This is a genomic window from Agrobacterium sp. A3-95 (assembly GCF_053521785.1).
In genome coordinates this window covers 72,124-95,325 of sequence record NZ_JBNWDR010000003.1, presented here as the reverse complement: position 1 = coordinate 95,325, position 23,202 = coordinate 72,124, and the positions used below count along the sequence as shown (strand labels likewise).

At 58.7% G+C, this 23,202-nt stretch carries 20 protein-coding genes; 9 read left to right on the top strand and 11 right to left on the bottom strand.

Annotation, left to right across the window (positions count from 1 at the left end; all coding sequences use genetic code 11):
- Positions 1 to 80: 80 nt before the first annotated feature.
- The gene (locus ACQZ5Y_RS09840) at positions 81 to 3,275 is read left to right on the top strand and encodes an efflux RND transporter permease subunit (protein ID WP_174049939.1); all 3,195 of its coding nucleotides are present in this window, start codon (positions 81 to 83) and stop codon (positions 3,273 to 3,275) included.
- 288 nt (positions 3,276 to 3,563) lie between these two features.
- A complete protein-coding gene (locus ACQZ5Y_RS09835) occupies positions 3,564 to 3,767 on the top strand; it encodes a hypothetical protein (RefSeq protein ID WP_174049941.1) in 204 nt (67 codons plus the stop codon).
- Between the two features lie 32 nt (positions 3,768 to 3,799).
- On the opposite strand, the gene ACQZ5Y_RS09830 is transcribed toward ACQZ5Y_RS09835, so the two are convergent.
- Complete coding sequence (locus ACQZ5Y_RS09830; RefSeq protein ID WP_013636769.1) at positions 3,800 to 4,645, bottom strand: endonuclease/exonuclease/phosphatase family protein; 846 nt, start codon at positions 4,643 to 4,645, stop codon at positions 3,800 to 3,802.
- 59 nt (positions 4,646 to 4,704) lie between these two features.
- Positions 4,705 to 6,165: a phospholipase D-like domain-containing protein gene (locus ACQZ5Y_RS09825; RefSeq protein WP_111783498.1), complete on the bottom strand. Its 1,461-nt coding sequence runs from the start codon at positions 6,163 to 6,165 to the stop codon at positions 4,705 to 4,707.
- 269 nt (positions 6,166 to 6,434) lie between these two features.
- On the opposite strand from ACQZ5Y_RS09825, the gene pdxY reads away from it, so the two are divergent.
- Entirely contained in the window at positions 6,435 to 7,310 is an 876-nt protein-coding gene (gene pdxY / locus ACQZ5Y_RS09820) for a pyridoxal kinase PdxY (protein WP_026330745.1), read from the top strand.
- A 74-nt stretch (positions 7,311 to 7,384) separates the two neighbouring features.
- Positions 7,385 to 8,026 (top strand): carbonic anhydrase, encoded by a 642-nt coding sequence (locus ACQZ5Y_RS09815; RefSeq protein ID WP_174049943.1) that lies wholly within the window; start codon positions 7,385 to 7,387, stop codon positions 8,024 to 8,026.
- A gap of 169 nt (positions 8,027 to 8,195) precedes the next feature.
- Here the strand turns inward: ACQZ5Y_RS09815 and ACQZ5Y_RS09810 are convergent, their stop codons facing one another.
- Together ACQZ5Y_RS09810 and ACQZ5Y_RS09805 are read right to left on the bottom strand one after the other, a co-directional pair.
- The gene (locus ACQZ5Y_RS09810) at positions 8,196 to 9,011 is read right to left on the bottom strand and encodes a lytic murein transglycosylase (RefSeq protein WP_003514072.1); all 816 of its coding nucleotides are present in this window, start codon (positions 9,009 to 9,011) and stop codon (positions 8,196 to 8,198) included.
- Positions 9,012 to 9,226: 215 nt separating this feature from the next.
- Positions 9,227 to 10,261 (bottom strand): aspartate-semialdehyde dehydrogenase, encoded by a 1,035-nt coding sequence (locus ACQZ5Y_RS09805; RefSeq protein ID WP_003514078.1) that lies wholly within the window; start codon positions 10,259 to 10,261, stop codon positions 9,227 to 9,229.
- 508 nt (positions 10,262 to 10,769) lie between these two features.
- On the opposite strand from ACQZ5Y_RS09805, the gene ACQZ5Y_RS09800 reads away from it, so the two are divergent.
- The 3 genes from ACQZ5Y_RS09800 (at position 10,770) to ACQZ5Y_RS09790 (ending at position 15,869) form a co-directional block, all read left to right on the top strand.
- Positions 10,770 to 12,653: an MFS transporter gene (locus ACQZ5Y_RS09800; RefSeq protein ID WP_003514082.1), complete on the top strand. Its 1,884-nt coding sequence runs from the start codon at positions 10,770 to 10,772 to the stop codon at positions 12,651 to 12,653.
- 188 nt (positions 12,654 to 12,841) lie between these two features.
- A complete protein-coding gene (locus ACQZ5Y_RS09795; RefSeq protein WP_113292373.1) occupies positions 12,842 to 14,416 on the top strand; it encodes a Re/Si-specific NAD(P)(+) transhydrogenase subunit alpha in 1,575 nt (524 codons plus the stop codon).
- Positions 14,417 to 14,435: 19 nt separating this feature from the next.
- On the top strand, positions 14,436 to 15,869 hold the full coding sequence (locus ACQZ5Y_RS09790; protein WP_003514086.1) for an NAD(P)(+) transhydrogenase (Re/Si-specific) subunit beta: 1,434 nt from the start codon (positions 14,436 to 14,438) through the stop codon (positions 15,867 to 15,869).
- Between the two features lie 174 nt (positions 15,870 to 16,043).
- On the opposite strand, the gene rutF is transcribed toward ACQZ5Y_RS09790, so the two are convergent.
- The 7 genes from rutF to ACQZ5Y_RS09755 all read right to left on the bottom strand — a co-directional run bounded on the left by rutF (position 16,044) and on the right by ACQZ5Y_RS09755 (position 21,326).
- On the bottom strand, positions 16,044 to 16,568 hold the full coding sequence (gene rutF, locus ACQZ5Y_RS09785) for an NADH-dependent FMN reductase RutF (protein WP_013636774.1): 525 nt from the start codon (positions 16,566 to 16,568) through the stop codon (positions 16,044 to 16,046).
- A 26-nt stretch (positions 16,569 to 16,594) separates the two neighbouring features.
- On the bottom strand, positions 16,595 to 17,185 hold the full coding sequence (locus ACQZ5Y_RS09780) for a malonic semialdehyde reductase (protein ID WP_003514089.1): 591 nt from the start codon (positions 17,183 to 17,185) through the stop codon (positions 16,595 to 16,597).
- Positions 17,186 to 17,202: 17 nt separating this feature from the next.
- Positions 17,203 to 17,994, bottom strand: a complete 792-nt coding sequence (gene rutD, locus ACQZ5Y_RS09775; RefSeq protein WP_174049945.1) for a pyrimidine utilization protein D — start codon at positions 17,992 to 17,994, stop codon at positions 17,203 to 17,205.
- 14 nt (positions 17,995 to 18,008) lie between these two features.
- Positions 18,009 to 18,395: a pyrimidine utilization protein C gene (rutC, locus tag ACQZ5Y_RS09770; protein WP_003492069.1), complete on the bottom strand. Its 387-nt coding sequence runs from the start codon at positions 18,393 to 18,395 to the stop codon at positions 18,009 to 18,011.
- A gap of 26 nt (positions 18,396 to 18,421) precedes the next feature.
- Positions 18,422 to 19,162, bottom strand: coding sequence for a pyrimidine utilization protein B (gene rutB / locus ACQZ5Y_RS09765; protein WP_003514094.1), 741 nt, complete (start codon positions 19,160 to 19,162; stop codon positions 18,422 to 18,424).
- Positions 19,159 to 20,250, bottom strand: a complete 1,092-nt coding sequence (gene rutA, locus ACQZ5Y_RS09760) for a pyrimidine utilization protein A (protein ID WP_174049947.1) — start codon at positions 20,248 to 20,250, stop codon at positions 19,159 to 19,161. Before rutA ends, rutB begins: the two co-directional genes overlap by 4 nt.
- Positions 20,251 to 20,714: 464 nt before the next feature.
- On the bottom strand, positions 20,715 to 21,326 hold the full coding sequence (locus tag ACQZ5Y_RS09755) for a biliverdin-producing heme oxygenase (RefSeq protein WP_003514096.1): 612 nt from the start codon (positions 21,324 to 21,326) through the stop codon (positions 20,715 to 20,717).
- A 280-nt stretch (positions 21,327 to 21,606) separates the two neighbouring features.
- Here ACQZ5Y_RS09755 and ACQZ5Y_RS09750 point away from each other — a divergent pair, with 280 nt between their 5' ends.
- Together ACQZ5Y_RS09750 and ACQZ5Y_RS09745 are read left to right on the top strand one after the other, a co-directional pair.
- Positions 21,607 to 22,491, top strand: coding sequence for a dihydrodipicolinate synthase family protein (locus ACQZ5Y_RS09750; RefSeq protein WP_003504010.1), 885 nt, complete (start codon positions 21,607 to 21,609; stop codon positions 22,489 to 22,491).
- 21 nt (positions 22,492 to 22,512) lie between these two features.
- Complete coding sequence (locus ACQZ5Y_RS09745; protein ID WP_065662132.1) at positions 22,513 to 23,169, top strand: GntR family transcriptional regulator; 657 nt, start codon at positions 22,513 to 22,515, stop codon at positions 23,167 to 23,169.
- Positions 23,170 to 23,202: the final 33 nt, after the last annotated feature.

The following is a 23,202-nucleotide window of genomic DNA, read 5'->3' as shown; positions in this document are numbered from 1 at the left end:
AGAACCGGCCCTCACCGGCGGCCATGATGCCGCCGGAACGGTCCTTGCATTTCCAAATCTACCCGGAGAGGGGACTGGATATGAATATTTCCAGATTTTTTGTCGACAGGCCGGTCTTCGCCGGCGTGCTGTCGATCCTGATCGTGGTCGCAGGCCTTCTCGGCATGCGCGCCCTGCCGATTTCCGAATATCCGGAAGTCGTGCCGCCATCCGTCGTCGTCCGCGCCACCTATCCCGGTGCGAACCCGGCCGTTATTGCCGAAACCGTCGCCACGCCGCTTGAAGAACAGATCAACGGCGTCGAAGACATGCTCTATATGGGCAGCCAGGCGACATCGGACGGCGTGCTGACGCTGACCGTCACGTTCAAGCTGGGCACCGACCCGGACAAGGCGCAGCAGCTGGTGCAGAACCGCGTGTCGCAGGCCGAACCGCGCCTGCCCGCGGAAGTGCGCGCACTCGGCATCACCACCGTCAAAAGCTCGCCCGACTTCATCATGGTCGTCAATCTCGTGTCGAAGACCGATGCCTATGACATCACCTATCTGCGCAACTATGCGACGCTGAACGTCAAGGATCGCCTGGCCCGTATCGAAGGCGTGGGTCAGGTGCAGGTCTTCGGCGCGGGTGACTATTCCATGCGCGTCTGGCTGGATCCGCAAAAGGTGGCCGAACACGATCTCGCCGCCAGCGACGTATCCGACGCCATCCGTCAGCAGAACGTCCAGGCCGCAGCCGGCGTTATCGGCGCATCGCCAAGCCCCAACGGCGTCGACCTGCAGCTCAACGTCAATGCCCAGGGTCGTCTGACGACTCCGGAGGAATTCGGCAACATCATCGTCAAGAGCGGCGCGAACGGCCAGATCACCCGTCTTCGCGATGTCGCCCGCATCGAACTCGGCGCTGCCGACTATACGCTGCGCTCGCTGCTCGACGGCGAACCCGCCGTGGCGATCGCCGTATTGCAGGCTCCCGGCTCCAACTCCATCGAAATCGCCGACAATGTCCGCGCGACAATGGACAATCTGCAACTGGCGATGCCTGATGGCGTGAAATATGAAATCGTCTACGACACGACGAAGTTCGTTCGCTCGTCCATCGAAAAGGTCGTTGATACGCTCCTCGAGGCCGTTGGCCTCGTGGTACTTGTGGTCATCCTGTTCCTCCAGACCTGGCGCGCCTCGATCATTCCGCTGATCGCCGTTCCGGTGTCGATCATCGGCACCTTCGCCGTCATGTATGCCTTCGGTTTCTCCATTAACGCGTTGACCCTGTTCGGCCTCGTGCTGGCCATCGGCATCGTGGTGGATGACGCCATCGTGGTGGTGGAAAACGTCGAGCGAAACATCGAAAACGGGCTTACTCCGCGTGATGCCACCTACAAGGCGATGCGCGAAGTCTCCGGGCCGATCATAGCAATCGCGCTTGTTCTGGTCGCCGTTTTCGTCCCACTAGCCTTTATCTCCGGCCTTTCCGGCCAGTTCTACCGGCAGTTCGCGCTGACGATCGCGATTTCCACCGTCATTTCGGCGATCAATTCTCTGACGCTGTCACCCGCTCTTGCAGCCCTGCTGCTGAAAGAGCACGACGCACCGAAAGACTGGCTGACCCGCTTCATGGACCGGATTTTCGGCTGGTTCTTCCGTGGCTTCAACCGCGCCTTCGGGGCCGCCTCCAACGGTTACGGCAAAACCGTAGGCGGGCTGGTAACGCGCAAAAGCCTCGTCATGATCGTCTATATGGCGCTGGTGGCTGCCACCTACGGCATGTTCAGCGCGGTCCCAAGCGGGTTCGTACCGGCGCAGGACAAGCAATATCTCATCGGCTTCGCCCAGCTTCCGGACGGCGCAACGCTTGACCGCACGGAAAGTGTCATCAAGCGGATGAGCGATATCGCCATGCAACAGCCGGGCGTCAGCCACGCCATTGCCTTCCCCGGCCTGTCGATCAACGGCTTCACCATCGGCTCCAATTCCGGCATCGTCTTTGCAGTTCTCGACGACTTCGAAAACCGCAAGACGCCGGAACTGTCAGGCGGCGCCATCGCAATGCAGCTGAACCAGAAGTTTGCCGGCATTCAGGATGCCTTCATCGCCATGTTCCCGCCGCCGCCGGTTAACGGTCTCGGCCAGACGGGCGGCTTCAAGCTGCAGATCGAGGACCGTGCCGGTTACGGCTACCAGACGCTTGACGAAGCGGCCAAGGCGGTCATCGCCAAGGCATACCAGACACCGGAACTGGCAGGCATCTTCTCCAGCTTCCAGATCAACGTGCCGCAGCTCTTCGCCGATCTCGACCGCGCCAAGGCCGAGCAGCTGGGTGTTTCGGTCAGCGACGTCTTCCAGACGCTGCAGATCTATCTGGGCTCGCTTTATGTCAACGACTTCAACGCCTTCGGGCGGACATACAGCGTGCGTGTGCAGGCAGATGCGCAATTCCGCGCCCATGCCGAAGATATCGGCCGCCTGAAGGTCCGCTCGTCCACCGGTCAGATGATCCCGCTTTCCACGCTGTTGAAGGTAGATGCAACAACAGGACCGGAGCGCACAAACCGATATAACGGCTTCCTTGCAGCCGATATCAACGGCGGTCCGGCACCGGGCTTCTCCTCTGGACAGGCGCAGGCAGCGATCGAGAAAATCCTTGCCGAAAACCTGCCGGCCGGGATCGAATACGAATGGACGGACCTGACTTACCAGCAGATCCTTGCCGGTAATTCCAGCCTCGTGGTCTTCCCGCTGGCGCTGCTGCTCGTCTATCTCGTATTGGCTGCGCAATATGAAAGCCTGACCCTGCCGATCGCGATCATTCTGATCGTTCCGCTCGGCGTTCTCGCCGCATTGACAGGCGTCTGGCTGACGGGAGGGGACAACAACATCTTTACGCAGATCGGCCTTGTCGTCCTTGTCGGACTATCGGCGAAGAACGCGATCCTGATCGTGGAATTCGCCCGCGAGCTGGAATTCGAAGGACGAACGCCGCTTCAGGCCGCAGTCGAGGCAAGTCGCCTGCGCCTCCGCCCGATCCTGATGACCTCACTCGCCTTCATCATGGGCGTGGTGCCTCTGGTCATCTCCACCGGTGCGGGTGCGGAAATGCGCGCGGCCATGGGTGTCGCAGTGTTCTCCGGCATGATCGGGGTGACGTTCTTCGGCATCTTCATGACACCGGTATTCTACGTGCTGGTTCGCAAGCTGTCGGGTAACCGTCCTCTCATCCAGCACAAACAGGAAGAACCTGCCAATTCGGACTACAAGCTCGAAAAGGCCGGCTGAGACCTGATCCAATCCACCGCAAACTTCGACGAAAGCCCGCCGCGCATCTAACGATGCGCGGCGTTTTTGTTGGTGGGAACGTCCATGTGCATCGCCTGAAACAGAATCTGTTTCAATGACTTAAGCAGCAAGCACATACATGTTGCGCCGCAATAACGAAAGAACGAATACACTATATCCGCATAAGGCAGCAGATACGTAAAGGAACAATGCTATTTTATGCTTTCCATTTTGTGGTAATTTCAAGAACAGGGTGATTCGGGCTAAATGATTTAGTTCAGGGGTGACATGATGGAGCAGGAATACGAAAACTGGGCGACAACCATTGCCTATTCGATAGTAATGCATGAAGGTCTGGATCTGGCGCTTGCCGCGCAGAATCTGGACAGAGGCAAGACCAGAAACAACCGTGAACGGCTGATGGAAGCCATCCGCAAATCTCTGCTGGAGGCCCGTTCGCGCAGCCATCTGACGATAGCGCAGCGGCTCTGAAGTCTGTCGCCGTATCCGATGATGCCACAGGATCAGGTTGGAAGCAGATCGGTCCTTATCGCGGCTTTCAGCGGCAGGTGGTCCGAGGCAATGCGCGCCAGCGCACTGTCATGCGCTTCCACCTGCTCGATCAGCCCTTCGCGGTTGGCGATGATCCTGTCGAGCGCAAGCACCGGCAGGTTGGATGGAAAACTGGGCACTGCGGGCGGCAGGGCGCCGAATGCATCTCTCAGAGTATTGAGCGACGAGCCATTGCCGAGACGCCATTCGTTCAGGTCTCCCATGAGGATGGTCGCGCATTCGTTTCGCGCTTCCAGAAGACCGATAAGCGCCTTCGCCTGCTGGGCACGGGAATGCCTCAAAAGACCGAAATGCGCGGCGATTATTCGCAGTGCGCCACCGCTTTTCAAATCCAGTTCCACTACCAGCGCGCCGCGCGGCTCCAGCCCCGGCAATTTCAGCGTATGAACATCCCGCACCGCACCTTCCTTGAACAACAGGACATTGCCATGCCATCCATGCGCCTTCACACCCGCCAGAACAGGCACGGGGACAAGCCCGCTTTCCCGCTCCAGCCGGGCAAGATCGAGCAGGCCCGTGCGCTCGCCGAAACGGCTGTCCGCCTCTTGTAGCGCGATGATATCCGCGCCGATTTCCTGAATAACGCGGCTGGTGCGATCAGGATCGAACCTGCGGTCGCGGCCGACGCATTTATGGACGTTGTAGGACGCGATGACCGGAAAGGAGTGATCTCTCTCCACCTGCCCGGCATTCTTCCGTTGGTGGCGGTCGCGCAGCGACTGCATGACGAAGGCGGGCAGGCTGCTGTTTTTCGCCAGTGCCGTTTTTCCACGCTCCAGCAAACTGTTTTTCTTCACGCTGCGACGCCTCCGATGCGCAAATTAAAAGTTCTAGAGCGTTTCCGACGTATGGCGCTCTAAAGATACGGCGAAGCGAGCCACAGGACGCGCTCCACAAAACGGACAACGAATGGCCGCGCATTCAGTTCGCTCAGTCGCACGGGTAAAGCGGTTGCCCGTGCTTCCCGGATGCGGTTTCCGATGGTCGCGGCGAATTCCTCATCCATAACTTCCAGATCAACTTCGAAGTTCAGCCGCAATGAACGAGGGTCCAGGTTGGAAGAACCGATGTAGCTCCAGCGCTCGTCGATCACCAGAAGCTTGGAATGATTGAAGGGCCCTGTCGCCCGCCAGATGCGGCAGTAATTCTTCAACATCTGGTCGAATTGCGCCGTCATCGCCCTGTCCACAAGCACCAGATTGTTGCTTTGCGGCACGATGATATCCACCACGACTCCCCGCCTCGCTGCGGTAATGAGCGCTGAAATAAGCTCCCGATCGGGGAGAAAATAGGGCGACATGACGAGAATGGAGGAGCGGGCGACGGAAAACGCCCCCATCAGCATCTTGTGATTGGTCTCTATGCTCTTATCCGGCCCCGAGGAGGAAACGCGGGCGACGATCTGTGAACCCGGCACACCATCGGGAATGGCGATATCCCAGACCGGCGTGTGCAGAAGCTCCCCCGTCGTGAACCTCCAGTCCTCCGCCGCAATGGAGAAAAAATCAGAGACAACCGGCCCGCTGATCTTGAAATGAGTGTCGTGCGCCTGTTTTTCGCCGCCGAATTCAAGGGTGAAGCCCTCGCGGATATTCATGCCGCCGCTAAAGGCGATGCGCCCGTCCACCACCAGAATCTTGCGGTGGGTGCGCAAATTCGCATAGGGCAGCCGCAGCCCCATGATGACATTGCCGTTGAACACATCGGCAACGATGCCTTTTTCCCGGAGCGTCGGCAGGATGCTCGGCACGGAATAGCGCGCGCCCACGGCATCCACCAGCACCCGCACCTCCACGCCCCGGAACTTCGCCCTTTCCAGCGCGGCGACAAAACGGGCGCCGATCCTGTCATTGTCGAAAATATATGTTTCGAGGATGATCGACCGCTTCGCCTCGCCTATCGCCTCCAGCATGGCGGCATAGGCCGCGTCGCCGGTGACAAGCGGCTCGATGCGGTTACCGGTCGTCAGTGCGTGGCGCGTCACCCGGTCGCCGAGCGTCTTCATCGCCTCGAAACGGCGTCCGAACCGCGCGGCAATCACCTCGCCGCTCGCATCCAGACGCGCCACGCGATCCATGATCTCGTCCTGCATGAAAGACCGCTGCTGCCTGATGCTGGACCGGCGAATCCGGTTGATGCCGGCAATCGCATAAATGACTGCACCGACGATCGGCGACAGAACGATGACGCCCACCCAGCCAAGCGCGGAGCGGACCTCTTCCTTCGTCATCGTGGCATGTACGGCCGCCACGGTTCCCATCAAAATGGAAAGAGCGGCAAGGATATGAGGCCAATAGGCGATGACGAGATCGAGCATGATGCAACTATAGGGCATCGTGCCGAAAAGTGTACCGCGGTTTTGGGAAAACCCGATGCGTAAACAAAAAGGTAGGGCAGTTCGCCGATCCCGCAATACCGGACCGGCACCGGAAAGGCCAAGAAGACCGGACGCCATCGTTTTACGGGATAGACCCTTGCGGGATTAACGGTGGAAAGTGACGATGCGATATGTCATGAGAGCGCATCTTGATCTGTGAGCAGGGGCACTTGCGGGCTTCTGTGGCGTTTGAAAGCAAGAAGGCCGTGATGCAGGAAAATACCCAGGGCGCCGTCATCGTCATTTCCAGCCACGTCATGCGTGGATCGGTCGGCAACCGTGCCGCAGTCTTCGCGCTGGAGACCCTTGGCTATCCGGTATGGGCGGTGCCCACAATCGTTTTGCCCTGGCACCCCGGCCATGGCCCGTCCACCCGGATGCGCTTTCAGGACGACGACTTCGACAAGGCCATGACCGACCTCGAAAACGCCAAATGGATCGGCGAGGTCAAGGCTGTCCTGACCGGTTATTTCGGCAGCGCGGCGCAGGTGCGCTCCGTCGCAAGGCTGATCCGCAATCTCAAGGAAAAGAACCCGTCGCTGATTTATGCCTGTGACCCGGTCATGGGCGATCTGGGCGGACTATACATTCCCCTTGAGACTGCCGAAGCCATCCGCGATCACCTCATTCCGCTTGCCACCGTCGCCACGCCAAACCGTTATGAACTGGCCTGGATGAGCGGTGCCGAGCTTGAGACCAACAATGCCATCATGGATGCCGCGCTCGCACTCGGCCCGCCGAAAATGCTGGTCACCTCAGCCGTGTCGATGATGGCGGGCGGCACGGGAAATCTCTATTTGAGCGGCCGGCACGCGCTGATGGCGGAACACCGCGCCATAGAAGACGCACCGAACGGTCTCGGAGACCTGATGGCGGCGCTGTTCCTTGCCCGGCTGCTGGAAGGCATGGACGACGAGAAGGCGCTGCAACTGGCCACCGCCAGCGTGTTCGAAATTCTGGCGCGAACCAAAAAACGCGACATGAACGAATTGACGCTGGAGACGGATTCTTCAAGTCTCTCCACACCCATGGCGATGGTGCAGATGCGCCATCTCTTGCATCCTTCGCGCAGCAAGCGCAAATAGCGGCTAAAGGATTGGTCTTCAACGCACCGAGTTCTTCTCTTGATCTTGGTCCAAGCACAACGGTACTGCGATAGATGAAAGATTTTCCGGAAACCCTTCTCAACGGCTACAAGAACTTCATGAGCGGCCGCTATGCCGACGAGCGCGAAAGATACCGCGTTCTGGCTGATACCGGACAGAAACCGCAGACCCTGTTCATTGCCTGTTGTGACTCCCGTTCGGCGCCGGAAACGATTTTCGACTGCGGACCGGGAGAACTTTTCGTCGTGCGGAACGTCGCCAACATGGTACCGCCCTTTGAGCCTGACGGTCAGTACCACGCCACATCAGCCGCCATCGAATATGCCGTGCAGGTTCTGAAGGTGAAGGACATCGTCGTCATGGGCCATGGCCGCTGCGGCGGCATTCAGGCCGCACTCGACCCCAATCTTGAACCTCTGTCACCCGGCGACTTCATCGGCAAATGGATGAACATGGTGAAATCCGCCGCCGAGCAGATCCAGAGCAACGACGTCATGACCGCTTCCGAGCGCCAGACGGCGCTGGAGCGCGTTTCCATTCGCAACTCCATCGCCAACCTGCGCGGCTTCCCCTTCGTCAAGGCGCAGGAAACCGCCGGCAAGGTGAAGCTGCATGGCGCCTGGTTCGATATCTCGACCGGCGAATTGTGGGTGATGGACGGCAAAACGGGCGACTTTCGCCGCCCGGACCTGTGATTGTCAAAACCTTCTCAAAGCTTCGTCACCCCGGACGTGATTCGGGGTCCAGCGCGATCAAGTCTTTGATTGCTTAGGATTTTCTTTCACGGCGCAGACGCGCCGTGACTGGATGCCGGAACTAGTCCGGCATCACGGAAGTGGACGTTCCAATTGGGATAAAGCGGCCTCATTGGCCGTCAATCGCCTTGCCGATAAACGCAATCGCCTGCTGATAAACGCTTGCAGCGTTCCAGCCCTGAATGGCCGCGTAATTCGTCTGCCCCTGCTGATAACCCGCACCGCGCTGCCAGCCGTGGCCGACAAGGAAGTTGGCGGTGGAGGCCAGCGCATCGGCGCGCGAACCGACGAGATCGATGCGTCCGTCGCGGTCGAAATCCACGCCGTAGCGCACAACGTTCAACGGCAGGAACTGCGTCTGGCCGATTTCGCCATGGGCAGCACCCTTGGCGTTAACGTTCAGCGAACCGCTGCCGACGAGCTTCAGGGCCGCATAAAGCTGCTCGGTAAAATAATCCGAACGGCGGCAGTCGAAAGAAAGCGTCGCCACGGCGGACAGCGTGTGCTGGTTGCCCATGAAGCCGCCAAATCCGGTTTCCATGCCCCAGATGGCGAGCAGCGGGCCGGCCGGCACGCCATAGGCCTTTTCAATCGAGGCGAAGAGAGCCGCATTGTTCTTCTTCATGGTCTTGCCGCGCGAGATGATCGTCTGGCCGCCACGCTTCTGCATGAACTGGTCGAAGGACAGCTTGAAGCTGTGCTGGCCGCGATCGGCGCGGATGGTCGGCTGATTGTAGGAGACGCCGGAGAAGGCACGATCAAGCACCGAGGCGCTGACACCGCGGCTCGCCGCTTCCTGCTTGAAGGCACCGACCCAGGCGTCGAACCCTGCCGAAGTGTTGCCGCATTGCGCAGCCACAACCGGCGTCGCCGCCAAAACCGAGACCATGGCCACACCAGCCAGAATTGCCTTCATTGCCCGCATCAAAATCTGCCTTCGATATCCTTTGGGGAATTTATCCCGAGAACCAAAACGTCGCTGCTGTATGGGCTCGGGTGCCAAATTGCTTTTTGGCCGCCTAAATTGCCTTTTGGCAGCAAGGCCTGCAAATAAACTGGCCGTGATGATAGCCAATTGGAAAACCCGCCTGCCCCACACAGAACAGACGGGTTATACTTAACGAACCTTAAAAAATCGTATCAAGCCGCCGCCTTGCGGGGCTTGATGAGACCACGATTGACCAGGAGTTCGGCGATCTGGATGGCATTCAGGGCAGCGCCCTTGCGCAGATTGTCCGAAACAACCCAGATATTGAGGCCGTTTTCAACCGTCGCATCCTCACGGATACGCGAAATATAGGTCGCATCCTCGCCGGCGGATTCAACCGGAGTGATGTAGCCGCCATCTTCATGCTTGTCGATCACGAGGCAACCCGGCGCTTCGCGCAGGATATCACGCGCCTGATCGGCGGTGATCTCGTTTTCGAACTCGATGTTGACCGATTCCGAATGACCGATGAAAACAGGAACGCGCACGGCCGTGCAGGTTACCTTGATCTTAGGATCGAGCATCTTCTTGGTTTCGGCCAGAACCTTCCATTCTTCCTTGGTATAGCCGTCTTCCATGAAGACGTCGATATGCGGGATGACGTTGAAGGCGATGCGCTTGGTGAACTTCTTCGTTTCGACCGGATCGGCCACGAAGACGGCGCGTGTCTGCTGGAACAGTTCGTCCATGCCTTCCTTGCCAGCGCCAGAAACGGACTGGTAGGTGGAGACAACGACGCGCTTGATCTTGGCAAAGTCATGCAGCGGCTTCAGCGCGACAACGAGCTGGGCCGTGGAGCAATTCGGATTGGCGATGATGTTCTTGCGGGTGAAGCCCGAGATCGCGTCGGCATTGACTTCCGGAACGATCAGCGGAACGTCCTGGTCGTAGCGCCATGCAGACGAGTTATCGATGACGACGCAACCCTGCTGGCCGATCTTCGGCGACCACTTCTTGGAAATCTCGCCGCCGGCCGACATCAGGCAAATATCCGTGTCGGAAAAATCGTAGTTTTCGAGGTTGGAAACCTTCAGCGTGCGGTCGCCATAGGAGACTTCCGTGCCCTGCGAGCGGGAGGAAGCGAGCGGCACGACTTCATCTGCCGGAAAACCACGTTCGGCCAGGATGTTGAGCATTTCGCGACCGACATTGCCGGTGGCGCCTACAATTGCAACTTTGAAACCCATGATCAAGCTCTCTTTCTGTCTCTCCTCTTTTGGGTGAGGTGGGGAACCCGCATCGCATTGCGGCTTCCTCGATCCCCAGCCAAACCGGGGAGAGAGCGGTGGCCAGAGACGTCAGACGGTTTTAATCGTCGTTTTGGCCGTAATTCGGATAGAATAAGAAAGACGCGGATCATCGCCGGCGGATTGTGCCGGTCCTTCCATGACAATCATGTCTGCAACATGCCTGCGCAAGGTGATGCTCCTTCTTCGCGAGAAGCTATTAGAAGGTTTGGTGCTCGTGTCAAGAAAAAAGGCACGTTGCGAGCGACCCGGCGCATAAGCGCAAATGCCACCTCGCGACATTTTTGCACGTTATGCATTAGACTAAAGTCATAATCCGAAAGCATCGCTCTCATTGGGGTTAATTTTCTGTCACTCTAACATTACGCGCATTGCACCCTTACGGGGGAGTCCGGAGGAGAGACAGGGCTCTGCAATGCGCTCATTTGACATCTGTGGAGGACAGACAATGGCAAACGTAGCAGCCGTGAGCGGCGCCGCCCGTCCCATGACGGGTGAGGAGAAGAAGGTGATTTTCGCCTCTTCTCTCGGAACAGTCTTCGAATGGTACGATTTTTATCTGTACGGCTCGCTCGCGATCTATATCGGCGCGAACTTCTTCAGCCAATATCCGGAAACGACACGTAACATCTTCGCGCTTCTGGCATTTGCCGCCGGCTTCCTCGTGCGCCCCTTCGGCGCCCTGGTGTTCGGGCGTCTCGGCGACATTGTCGGCCGTAAATACACCTTCCTGATCACCATTCTCATCATGGGCGTTTCGACATTCCTCGTCGGCGTCCTGCCCGGTGCATCGCAGATCGGCATCGCAGCCCCGATCATCCTGATCATCCTGCGCATGCTTCAGGGTCTGGCGCTTGGCGGCGAATATGGCGGTGCTGCAACTTATGTGGCCGAACACGCGCCCAACGGTCGCAGAGGCTATTACACCTCATGGATCCAGACGACGGCGACGCTCGGCCTCTTCCTGTCGCTAATGGTCATTCTCGGCGTGCAGTTCGCACTCGGCAAGGAAGCCTTCGCCGCCTGGGGCTGGCGTATTCCCTTCCTCGTTTCGGTTCTGCTGCTTGGCGTATCGGTCTGGATTCGTTTGAAAATGAACGAATCTCCTGCCTTCAAGAAGATGAAGGAAGAAGGCAAGACCTCCAAGGCACCGCTCAGCGAAGCCTTCGGCCAGTGGAAAAACGCAAAGATCGCCCTGCTTGCCCTCGTCGGCGCCGTCATCGGTCAGGCCGTCGTCTGGTATACGGGCCAGTTCTATGCACTGTTCTTCCTGCAGAGCATTCTGAAGGTGGACGGCCAGTCGGCCAACATCATGGTCGCGGCGGCCCTCATCCTCGGCACGGGCTTCTTCGTGCTCTTCGGCTGGCTTTCCGACAAGATCGGCCGCAAGCCGATCATCATGGCGGGTCTCGTTCTCGCGATGCTGACCTACTTCCCGCTGTTCAAGGCGCTCACATGGGCGGGCAACCCGGCACTGGCGCAAGCGCAGGCCAGCGTTCGCGCCACCGTGACCGCTGCTCCGGGCGACTGCAAATTCCAGTTCAACCCGACAGGTACGGCGAAATTCACCACATCCTGCGATATCGCCACCTCGTTCCTGACACGCAACTCCGTTCCCTATGACGTCGTTGCTGGAGCGGCTGGAACGCCGGCAAGCGTCAAGATCGGCGACGCCACCATTGCGAGCTACGACGCCATCGCAGCCGGTGCGGATGCTGCCGCAAAAGACAGGGCCTTCCAGAAACAGGTCAACATCGCGCTGCATGACGGCGGTTACCCGCTGGTGCGCGGCGTAGCACAGGTGCCGGACGCAAAACTGGATGCCTTCATTGCTGCCAACCCGGAACTCAACCTCAATGCGGAAGCCGTTCGCGCCGCCGACAAGAAGATGGTGGCGACCGACAAGCTGGTGGCCGACAAGTTGCTGACGCCGGCCGAGACCGCCGGAGCGGCGGAAATGGCCGTCTACAGCATTGCCGGTGGTGGCACCTTCGCCATGGTCGCCGATCCGGCTGCCGTGAACTGGGTCGTCATCATCGCGGTCCTGACCGTCCTCGTGATCTACGTGACGATGGTCTACGGCCCGATTGCGGCCCTGCTGGTCGAACTGTTCCCGACCCGCATCCGCTACTCCGGCATGTCGCTGCCCTACCACATCGGCAACGGCTGGTTCGGCGGCCTGCTGCCCGCCACCGCTTTTGCGATGAGCGCGGCGAAGGGCGATATCTATTACGGCCTCTGGTACCCGATCGTTTTCGCAGGCATCACGCTGGTCATCGGCCTGCTGTTCCTGCCGGAAACCAAGGATCGCGACATCCACACCATGGAGTGAGCGGTTTCGCTCCCGACGATAGAAACCCGGCGCTGACGCGCCGGGTTTTTTATTGCCGCAGTACCGCCAGTGCCCGAACTGGCCTTTCGCAGGCTGTCAATCCGCCGCAGGTAGAAACCGCCAAAAACAAGACAAAAACGCTCGAAATAGGCTATGACGCCGTATCGTGCGGAAAAGGGAGAGCCATTTTGAAAATCGGGACGCCTAAGGAATTATATGATGGCGAGGCGCGCGTCGGCATGACACCCGACAGCGCGCAAGGCCTGCAGAAACTCGGATATGATTGCATCCTCGAAACAGGCGCGGGCAAGGCGGCGGGATTTTCCGACGACGCCTATCGCGCAGCCGGTGTCACCATCGTCGATAGCGCCGATGCGCTTTATACAGGTGCCGACATCATCGCCAAGGTTCGTCCGCCGGAAACGTCGGAGATTGATCGCCTGTCTTCGGACAAGACGCTGATCTCATTCTTCTATCCCGCACAGAACAAGGACCTTCTGGAGCAGGCGAAGGAAAAGGGCGCAAATGTCATCGCCATGGACATGGTGCCGCGCATTTCCCGCGCCCAGAAAATGGACGCGCTGTCCTCCATGGCCAACATCGCCGGCTATCGCGCCGTCATCGAGGCCGGCAATAATTTCGGCCGCTTCTTCACCGGTCAGGTAACCGCCGCCGGCAAGGTGCCGCCCGCCAAGGTGCTGGTCATCGGTGCCGGGGTTGCCGGTCTTGCCGCCATCGGCACGGCAACCTCGCTCGGCGCCATTACCTATGCCTTCGACGTGCGGCCGGAAGTGGCCGAACAGATCGAATCCATGGGCGCCGAATTCGTCTATCTCGATTTCGCCGACCAGAGCCAGGATGGCGCAGCGACCGGCGGTTACGCCGCCCCATCCTCGCCGGAATTCCGCGAAAAGCAGCTTGAGAAATTCCGCGAGCTGGCACCGCAGATCGATATCGTCATCACCACGGCGCTGATCCCCGGCCGTGACGCCCCGAAGCTGTGGCTGGCGGACATGGTAGCGGCAATGAAGCCGGGTTCGGTCATCATTGACCTCGCCGCCGAGCGCGGCGGCAATTGCGATCTCACGGTGCCCGACCAGCGCGTCGTCTCGGACAATGGCGTCATCGTCATCGGCTATACGGATTTCCCGAGCCGCATGGCCACGCAGGCCTCGACGCTCTATTCCACCAACATCCGTCACATGATGACCGACCTGACGCCCGCAAAGGACGGTAAGGTCGTTCACAACATGGAAGACGACGTCATCCGCGGCGCGACCGTCACCTATCAGGGCGACATCACCTTTCCGCCACCGCCACCGAAGATCCAGGCCATCGCCGCGCAGAAACCGAAGGAACGAGCAAAAGAGCTTACGCCTGAGGAAAAGCACGCCAAGGAACGGGCCGAGTTCAAGGCGCAGACGAAAAGCCAGGTCGGTCTGCTCGTCATCGGTACGGCGGCCCTGCTTCTCGTCGGCCTTTACGCGCCGGCAAGCTTCATGAGCCATTTCATCGTCTTCGTGCTCGCCTGCTTTATCGGCTTCTCCGTCATCTGGAATGTCAGCCACTCGCTGCACACGCCGCTGATGGCGGTGACGAACGCGATTTCCGGCATCGTCATTATCGGCGCGCTGCTGCAGATCGGTTCCGGCAACTGGCTGGTGGTGCTCCTCGCCTCACTTTCCGTCCTGATCGCGACGATCAACATCGTCGGCGGTTTCCTTGTGACACGGCGCATGCTCGCCATGTTCCAGAAGTCCTGAGCCGTGTAGGGGACACATAATGACCATTGGTATCGTTTCCGCGGCCTATGTTGCCGCAGCCGTTCTATTCATCCTCTCTCTCGGTGGTCTTTCCGGGCAGGAAAGCGCCAAGCGCGCCGTCTGGTACGGCATAACAGGCATGGGTCTTGCCATTGTCGCCACGGTCTTCGGACCTGATGTCGGCAACTGGTTCATCGTACTTCTGATGCTGGCGGGTGGCGCCGTTCTCGGCTACTTCGTCGCAAACCGCGTGCAGATGACCGAGATGCCGCAGCTTGTTGCAGCACTTCACTCCTTTGTCGGTCTGGCCGCCGTCTTCATCGGCTTCAACGCCCATATCGAGGAAGCGCATGTCGCCTCGCTCGATGAGACGGCGCGCTCCCTGTTGACAGGCTTTTCCGCCCTCCTCGCCCACAAGACGCCGGTAGAACTGGCAATCATGAAGGTCGAGGTCTTCCTCGGCGTCTTCATCGGCGCCGTTACCTTCACCGGTTCCGTCGTCGCCTTCGGCAAGCTTGCCGGCAAGGTGGACGGCAAGGCGAAGAAGCTTCCGGGCGGACACGTCCTCAATGCCGGTGCCGCGATCCTGTCGCTCGTCCTGCTCATCATGTATTGCAACGGTGCTGGCGCATGGACGCTGGTGCTGATGACGCTTGCCGCCTTCTTCATCGGCTATCACCTGATCATGGGTATCGGCGGCGCAGACATGCCTGTCGTCGTCTCGATGCTGAACAGCTACTCCGGCTGGGCGGCGGCCGCCATCGGCTTCACGCTCGGCAACGATCTCCTGATCGTTACCGGTGCGCTTGTCGGCTCCTCGGGTGCGATCCTGTCCTACATCATGTGCAAGGCCATGAACCGCTCCTTCATCTCGGTCATCCTCGGCGGCTTCGGCGGCACGACGGGTCCGGCGATGGAAATCGAGGGCGAGCAGGTGGCAATCGATGCCGAAGGCGTAGCATCAGCGCTGAACGACGCTGACAGCGTCATCATCGTGCCCGGTTACGGCATGGCGGTGGCACAGGCACAACAGGCCGTTTCCGAACTGACCCGCAAGCTGCGCGCCGACGGCAAGACCGTGCGTTTCGCCATCCACCCGGTTGCGGGTCGTCTTCCCGGTCACATGAACGTGCTGCTCGCCGAAGCAAAGGTGCCCTACGACATCGTGCTGGAAATGGACGAGATCAACGACGATTTCCCCAATACCGACGTCGTCATCGTTATCGGCTCCAACGACATCGTCAACCCGGCGGCACAGGACGATCCCAACTCGCCCATCGCCGGCATGCCGGTTCTGGAAGTGTGGAAATCCAAACTGGTCATCGTTTCCAAGCGTGGCCAGGGCACGGGATATTCCGGCATCGAGAACCCGCTGTTCTACAAGGACAACACCCGCATGTTCTACGGCGATGCGAAGAAGTCGATCAACGATCTTTTGCCGCTGATCAAGTAATGAAAAAGGGCGTTTCCGGTCTCCGGGAGCGCCCTTCTTACTGACGTGAAAAGAAAGCTCCGCCGTCATCCTCCGGCTTGTCCCGATTGCAGATCCTCGGGACAAGCCGGAGGATGACGGCGCGCAAATAGCTGATCGTGAGTTAAGGGTATCAACCGGCCCCAGAGACCGCTCTCAAAGCACCCGGTAACGCCGGTTGAAATACATCAGTGCTTCGTCGCCCTCATTGATCTTCATATCGACGACATCGCAGATCAGGATATCGTGCGTGCCGCCATCATGTGCCTCGCGAATGCGGCAATCGAAGGAGACCAGTGCGTCTTCCAGAACAGGCGCGCCGGTTTCGAGCACGCCCCAGCTTCCGGCAGCGAAACGTTCTTCCGCCGGTGTCTTGCCGCCGAACAGGGTGCTCAGCACCTCGTGCTTGGAAGCAAGCGTGTTGACGCAGATGACGCCATTGCCCTTCACCACATTATAAGCGGAAGAGCCGCGGTTGAGGCAGACGAGAAGCGTGGGCGGATTGTCGGAAACGCTGCAAACGGCCGTCGCTGCAAATCCCGCACGGCCTGCCGCACCGTCCGTGGTGACGATGTTGACTGCCGCACCGAGCCGCGCCATGGCATTTCTATAATCGAGGCTGCGTTCCTGTGCAGTCTTCGTCTCCATTTCCGCTTCCTTTTCAAGAGACATCATCCGCATCTAAACCATCCTTCCTTAACAGGCCCTCAAGCCAGAACACAGGCGTCTTCAAACGCAAGTCGCGGCAGGCGGCCGAACAGCTTCGACGGATCGCCGTAACCAAGATTGATGAGGAAATTGGATTTCCATGTCGTACCCGCAAAAAATGCGGCATCCACCTTGCCCTTGTCGAAACCGGACATGGCTCCGGTATCAAGCCCGAGCGCGCGGGCGGCAAGAATGAGATAACCGGCTTGCAGCGTGGCATTGCGGAATGCCGTTTCCTCGGCCATCGCCGCACTGGAGGTGAACCAGGAACGCGCATCGGCATGGGGAAACAGCACCGGCAGCTTCTCGTAAAATTCGCTGTCGATGGCAGCGATGACCGTGACGGGTGCTGCCATGGTCTTTTCCAGATTGCCCGAAGAAAGCGCCGGCCTCAATTTTTCCTTGGCTTCCGGGCTGCGCACGAAAACGAAACGCGCCGGCGAGCAATTGGCCGAAGTCGGCCCCATCTTCGTCAGGTCATAAAGCGCTGTCAGCGTCTCATCCCCGATTGGCTTGTCCGTCCAGCCATTGTGGGTGCGTGCCTCCGTGAAAAGTGTTGCCAATGCAGCGTCGTCCAATGCTCTCGTCATTTTACTCTCAAATCCCGTCAGAATGTTTGTGTTGCCGGTAGCAGAAACTGCAAAAGCCGCGCGTTGAAAAGGTCAGAATCGGTGATATTGACCGCATGCGCTCCGAAATCGAGAAGGCAAAGCTCGCTTTGCGGCAAACCTTCCGCAAGACGCAGCGACCGGGTATAGGGCACCAGAAGATCGTCCTTGGTTGCCACTACCAGAACCGGATTGCCGATCTCGCCGAGGCGCGCGTCGATATCAAAGGCCCGGAGCGCCGCGATGCGCCGAAGCACATTCGCCCTGCCCTGAAAATGCGCGACGCCATGCGCATCGTCACGTGCCAGCCGCTCCTGATGCTCTGACATCCAGGCCGCCGGATAAAGAAACAGCGGCTGGGCTTTCACAAAAGCCTCGACACCGGATTTTTCCAGAAGCTCGATCCGCACATCGAAGCAGCGCCCGGAATGCGGATCGGCCTTGCTCCAGGCATTGATAAGAACAAGCCTGTCGATGAGGCCGGGCTTGCGAAGCGCGATATCGAGTCCGATCAGACCGCCAAGCGCATGGCCCATGAAGTGATATTTTTCGAGGTTCAGCGCCGAGACGATCTCCAGCACATCATCGGCCATCGCCGATATGCCGCCATCTGCCGGCACCTCGCCGCCGGTCCGGCCAGTTCCGCGATGGTCATAGGTAACGATCCGGAAATGGCTGGAAAGGGCCTCGATCTGCGGCGCCCAATAGGCGCCCGATCCACCCAGTCCCGATGACAGCAGGATAGTGGGCGCCTCAGGCTCGGCCCGGCCATGAACCTCGAAATGCATCATTTTGCCGTTTCGCCTTACTTGCCGATATGTGCGACGGTGGCGATTTCCACCAGTGCATCAGGCTTTACGAGGCCACACTGGATGCAATAACGCGCGGGCTTGTCGCCGGGGAAATATTCGGCATAGACCGTGTTCACGGCCTGGTAATTCGCCCAGTCGGTGATGAAGATGTGGTTCATCGTCACGTCCTCCATCGTGCCGCCGGCGGTCTCAATAACGGATTTGATGGTTTCCAGAACATGGCGTGTCTGGGCGCTGGCATCGCCCACATGCACGACATTATTGTCCTTGTCGAATGGCAGCGTTCCGGAAACGTAAACCACGCCATCGGCAAGGGTTCCCGGCGAAAAAGGGGCGATGGGTTTGCTTGTACCGGCAGGCACGACGATCTTCTTCGGCATTTCATTCTCCTCTTTGTGTTTGGGGATCAATCCCTGACGGGTGCGGCCTGCGAGATGACGCCGCAGAAATCATTGACAGTTGCCACCCAGCCGAAAAATTTCTCGACATTGTAGACCGTCGCCTGCTGGATGTAGTCCGGGCCCAGATGATGCGTGGCATCCTCCAGCATCACCCCAAAATATTCGAGATGGAAAGCGTCGCGCAGCGAGCTTTCGACGCAGACATTGGTGGCGATGCCGACGAACACCAGATTGCGGATGCCGCGGGCGCGCAGGACGCTGTCCATATTGGTGTTAAAGAAACCGCTGTAACGCGTCTTCGGCACCAAGATATCGCCGGGCTGGGGCTGCAACTCGTCAACGATGGCATAGTCCCATGTGCCCTTGGCCAACAGCTGGCCCTGCAATTCCGGCCTTTTGCGCATCGTCTTCAGCGCGTTGGACTTGTGCCAGTTGGGCGAACCCGGCCCACCGGCCTCGACATAATCCTTGTCCCAGCCATTCTGGAAATAGATGACCTGAACACCCGCCGCCCGCGCTGCATCCAGCGTCTTCTTGATGTTGGCGATGGTGCCCTTGGCGCCGGAAATATCGAACCCGGCAAGATCGACGTAACCGCCCTCGGTCGAATAGGCGTTCTGCATGTCGACCACGACAACGGCGGTCTCGCTGGGCTTGAGGGTAATCGGCTCCGGCCTTGCGGGAAGTGTGACACTTTCCGAACGGCTTTCCGGCCCCTTGTAACCCGCCACGACGGCTTCACTCATTCCGCTGCCTCCAGTTCGGCCAGCACATGCTGGCGGCTCTTCATCAGCGGCTGTACATATTTGCCGAATTTTTCGACGCCTTCGAGAAAATCGTCAAAGGTCAGCATCACGCCACCCGTTCCCGGCACTTCGCTCATTTCATCCAGCATCGCCGCTACTTCCTCATAGGAGCCAATCAGCGTTCCCATGTTGATGTTGACGGCCGAGACGGGATTGGACATGTGCCGGACATTGGTATCAGAGCCGGACTTGGTGTCGACAGAACTCTGCAGGCCGAGCCACTTGATCGCGTCCTCATCCGCGCCCGCCTTGTAATGCTCCCACTTCGCCCAGGCATCCTCGGATTTTTCTTCCGCAAGGATCATGGTCAGCACGACGGATTTAACCTCGCGACCAGACTTTTCCGTTGCCGCCAGAAGTCGCTCATTGGTGGGTGCGAAAGCCTTTGGCGTATTGACGCCGACGCCGAAGCAGAAGCTGTAATCGGCGAATTTGGCAGAGAACGCCATGCCGGAATTGGAGGAACCGGCGCAGACGAGCTTCACATCCCCCTGCGGCACCGGCTTCATGCGGCAATCATCCATCTGGAAGAACTTGCCCTTGAAGTCCGACTGCCCTTCCGTCAGCAGTTCCTTCAGCACGGAGGTATATTCGCCGAGATATTCATAGCGATCACCGAAATAATCGTCGCCCGGCCAAAGCCCCATCTGGCTGTATTCAGGACGCTGCCAGCCGGTAATCAGGTTGATGCCGAAACGCCCGCCGGAAATGGAATCGATCGTCGTCGCCATGCGCGCAACGATGGCCGGCGGCATGACAAGCGTGGCGGCGGTGCCGAACAGCTTGATCTTGGACGTCACGGCGGCGAGGCCCGCCATCAGGGTGAAGGATTCCAGATTATAGTCCCAGAACTCGGTCTTGCCGCCAAAGCCGCGCAGCTTGATCATCGACAGTGCGAAATCGAAGCCGTACTTTTCCGCCTTCAGCGTGATTTCCTTGTTCAGGTCGAAGCTTGGCTTGTATTGCGGCGCGTTCTCGGAAAGGAGCCACCCATTATTCCCGATCGGTATAAAAACACCAACTTCCATCTTGCTGTTCCCTTTTTTGGCATCAGGCGTTTTCCTGATTTGAAGAAAGAGTAGCAGGTTCCGTGCCAGACGAAAAAAAATAATTTTATCAATTGGATAATTTTTTGGAGGCGAATTTCTTTTTACCAAAAGATAAAAATTTTATCATTTGGTAAATTAATATGCCTGTTTATTCGGCAAATATCGAACGCAATGTGCGGGAAATGAGCGGCTCTCACAATGGTTCTGAAGCGTTGCACGACAGCCGAAAACCACTCCTCCGTCACGCTGGACTTGATCCTGTATCCAGCCGCGGCCAGTCTGCGCCGCCAATAGAGCCCCGCGCGATCAAACACTTGATCGCACTAGACCCCGGACCAAGCCCGGGGTGATGGCGTGAGGATGCTAAGACGAGGTGAGCACGAATGTGCAACGAGGCATTTCAAGCGCTGTGAAGACAACCAGCGACAAGCTATGCCAAAACCTCAACCGAGGCGTTGCTGCGCGTAGGCATGCACGGCCCTGAAGGCGGCTTCGGCGCCGGCGACGACCCGCTCCTCTTCTTCGATGGTCAGCGAAATTTCATCGAGCGCGGCCGTAAAGGTACGCCAATGCAGGCCGCGCCCTTCCGGAGCGCCAGCCAGATGGCGCGCGCCGAATTCTTCGGTGAGGCCAAGCTTGGCTGCGTCTTTCAGAAGGAAAGCCGCGCCGAGATTCGAGCCTTCGACCACATAAAGCCAGCCCATGGCCTCAGGTAGATCGAACGGCGTTTCGCTGGTAAAGCGCGGCTCGTTTGTTTCAGGAATGGCGTGTCCCAGATCGGCAAGGTCCTGCTCTATCATGGAGAGACGGCGACGACCCTTAAGATCAGGCAGCAGGCCATCAAGCGTTTCATTGGAGAAAAACGCGTCGAGGTCGCGATGGAAAAGATATTGCGTTTCCACGAATTTGCCGAAGTTCTCCCGGCTCTCGAACGGCTTCGCTGCCATGATGAAAGTATCGAGACCACCATGCGCGCCACGCGTGGCAGCCCTCAGGCGCTTCACGCGGCTCTGCTCGATCTCTTCCACAGGCGCTGATGGCTCCACAATGGTCATGACGCTTCCCTTTATCCCATATTCAGATTGCCTGATAAAAATCTTTACTTAAACAGTCAAATTTATTTTAGCATTTTTCCTGTGCATCGCTAAAAAATGGCATTCGCGTAAACCGGTGTAAACACTCCATGCCTCACCGGGCGCAACACAGATCCTGAGGCAGCTTTAGAAGCCAATTCCCCCCTTTCCAGCCTCCCGAACAATCATTCTGTAATTACCGCTTTACAACTAACATGTCAGTGTGCCATCAATCTGCAGCCATCTTGGAGGAGCATCTTAATTGACCCAGAAATTCGGCCTTTCGGCAGCACTGACGACCCCTTTCAAAACTGACGGAACCGTCGATACAGACGCCATGATCGCGCATGCCCGCCGTTGCCTTGCAAATGGTTGCGACAGCGTGACACTCTTCGGCACCACCGGCGAGGGATGCTCCGTCGGCAGCCGCGAACGGCAGGTCATTCTCTCCCGCTTCATTGAGGCAGGCATTGCGCCTTCCCGTCTGGTCACCGGCGTTCTCGTGGATTCCATCGAGGATGCAGCCGACCAATCCGCCGAGGCCCTGAACGCAGGTGCCCGCAATATTCTTCTCGCCCCACCATCCTATTTCAAGAATGTCAGCGATGACGGCCTGTTTGCCTGGTTCTCGGCGGTTTTCGAAAAGATCGGCAAGGGCGCGCGCGACATTCTCGTCTATAACATCCCTTCCGTGACGATGGTAACACTATCGGTCGAACTGGTGGGGCGGCTGAGACAAGCGTTTCCGGGCATCGTCACCGGCGTGAAGGACTCCTCAGGCAACTGGAGCCACACAGAGCGCCTGCTGAAAGAACACGGCGATCTCGCCATTCTGATCGGCGATGAGCGTGATCTGGCCAAGGGCGTTCGCCTGGGCGGTCAGGGAGCCATCTCCGGCGTTGCCAATTTCCTGACGCAGGAAGTCCGTGCCATGGCCGTTGACGGCAAGGACGATGCGCGCATCGTTGATCTTGTTGTGGAACTTCTGAAATTTCCGGTTACGCCCGCCGTCAAGGTGCTGGTATCACACACGACAGGGGAAAATATCTGGTCTGACGTGCGCGCGCCGCTCGTTGCCATTTCACCGGAGGGCCGGCGGCAGATCGAAGGCGCATTCGACGCGCTGTTTCGCAAACAGGCCGCCTGAACAGACCTTGAAAGGTTGAGCATGGACGATACCGGCGAACAGACATTGCGGGAACGGGCGTATGAAAGCTTTACGCATCACCTTCTCTCGCGCGACGTTCGCCCTGGGCAATTCATCTCGCAACGCCGCCTCGTGGAATTGACGGGTCTGCCGCTGGGCGCGATCCGGGAAGCAATTCCACGGCTGGAGGCGGAAGGTCTGATCAAGACCGTGCCGCAGCGGGGATTGCAGGTCGCCCATATCGACATCAACCTCATCCGCGAGGCGTTCCAGTTCCGGATCTTTCTCGAGAAGGAGGCCGTGGCGCTCTTTACGCGTTCGGCCTCGGACGAGACCATCGCCAAGCTGTTGAAACAGCACCGCGATATCGTCGAGGCGACGGAAAAAGGTGGGGAATCGCCGGAGCTGGACCAGCACGCGCAGCAGGTGGACTGGGGCATGCACGACGCCTTCATCGATAGTCTCGGCAACTCGATCATCTCGAACGCCTACAGGGTCAATTCCATCAAGATGCGCCTCATCAATCAGGAGCGCTTTCGCATCGCAGGCCATGTCAAATCGGTGATGAAAGAACACCTCGCCATTCTCGAAGCCATTGAGAAGCGATCCGTCGAAGACGCCGTGGAGCGGCTTACCGCCCATATCCGCAACGCAAGGGACAGGGCGCTGGCAGTATAGGGCAATTCCGGTAGGGCAGAAGAAAGGTCCTGG

Excerpts from the sequence above, each read along its gene's own strand:
- ACQZ5Y_RS09840 (WP_174049939.1), top strand. The coding sequence starts at position 81 with ATGAATATTTCCAGATTTTTTGTCGACAGGCCGGTCTTCGCCGGCGTG.
- ACQZ5Y_RS09835 (WP_174049941.1), top strand. The coding sequence starts at position 3,564 with ATGATGGAGCAGGAATACGAAAACTGGGCGACAACCATTGCCTATTCG.
- ACQZ5Y_RS09825 (WP_111783498.1), bottom strand. The coding sequence starts at position 6,165 with ATGCTCGATCTCGTCATCGCCTATTGGCCTCATATCCTTGCCGCTCTT.
- pdxY (WP_026330745.1), top strand. The coding sequence starts at position 6,435 with ATGCAGGAAAATACCCAGGGCGCCGTCATCGTCATTTCCAGCCACGTC.
- ACQZ5Y_RS09815 (WP_174049943.1), top strand. The coding sequence starts at position 7,385 with ATGAAAGATTTTCCGGAAACCCTTCTCAACGGCTACAAGAACTTCATG.
- ACQZ5Y_RS09810 (WP_003514072.1), bottom strand. The coding sequence starts at position 9,011 with ATGCGGGCAATGAAGGCAATTCTGGCTGGTGTGGCCATGGTCTCGGTT.
- ACQZ5Y_RS09805 (WP_003514078.1), bottom strand. The coding sequence starts at position 10,261 with ATGGGTTTCAAAGTTGCAATTGTAGGCGCCACCGGCAATGTCGGTCGC.
- ACQZ5Y_RS09800 (WP_003514082.1), top strand. The coding sequence starts at position 10,770 with ATGGCAAACGTAGCAGCCGTGAGCGGCGCCGCCCGTCCCATGACGGGT.
- ACQZ5Y_RS09790 (WP_003514086.1), top strand. The coding sequence starts at position 14,436 with ATGACCATTGGTATCGTTTCCGCGGCCTATGTTGCCGCAGCCGTTCTA.
- rutF (WP_013636774.1), bottom strand. The coding sequence starts at position 16,568 with ATGCGGATGATGTCTCTTGAAAAGGAAGCGGAAATGGAGACGAAGACT.
- ACQZ5Y_RS09780 (WP_003514089.1), bottom strand. The coding sequence starts at position 17,185 with ATGACGAGAGCATTGGACGACGCTGCATTGGCAACACTTTTCACGGAG.
- rutD (WP_174049945.1), bottom strand. The coding sequence starts at position 17,994 with ATGATGCATTTCGAGGTTCATGGCCGGGCCGAGCCTGAGGCGCCCACT.
- rutC (WP_003492069.1), bottom strand. The coding sequence starts at position 18,395 with ATGCCGAAGAAGATCGTCGTGCCTGCCGGTACAAGCAAACCCATCGCC.
- rutB (WP_003514094.1), bottom strand. The coding sequence starts at position 19,162 with ATGAGTGAAGCCGTCGTGGCGGGTTACAAGGGGCCGGAAAGCCGTTCG.
- rutA (WP_174049947.1), bottom strand. The coding sequence starts at position 20,250 with ATGGAAGTTGGTGTTTTTATACCGATCGGGAATAATGGGTGGCTCCTT.
- ACQZ5Y_RS09755 (WP_003514096.1), bottom strand. The coding sequence starts at position 21,326 with ATGACCATTGTGGAGCCATCAGCGCCTGTGGAAGAGATCGAGCAGAGC.
- ACQZ5Y_RS09745 (WP_065662132.1), top strand. The coding sequence starts at position 22,513 with ATGGACGATACCGGCGAACAGACATTGCGGGAACGGGCGTATGAAAGC.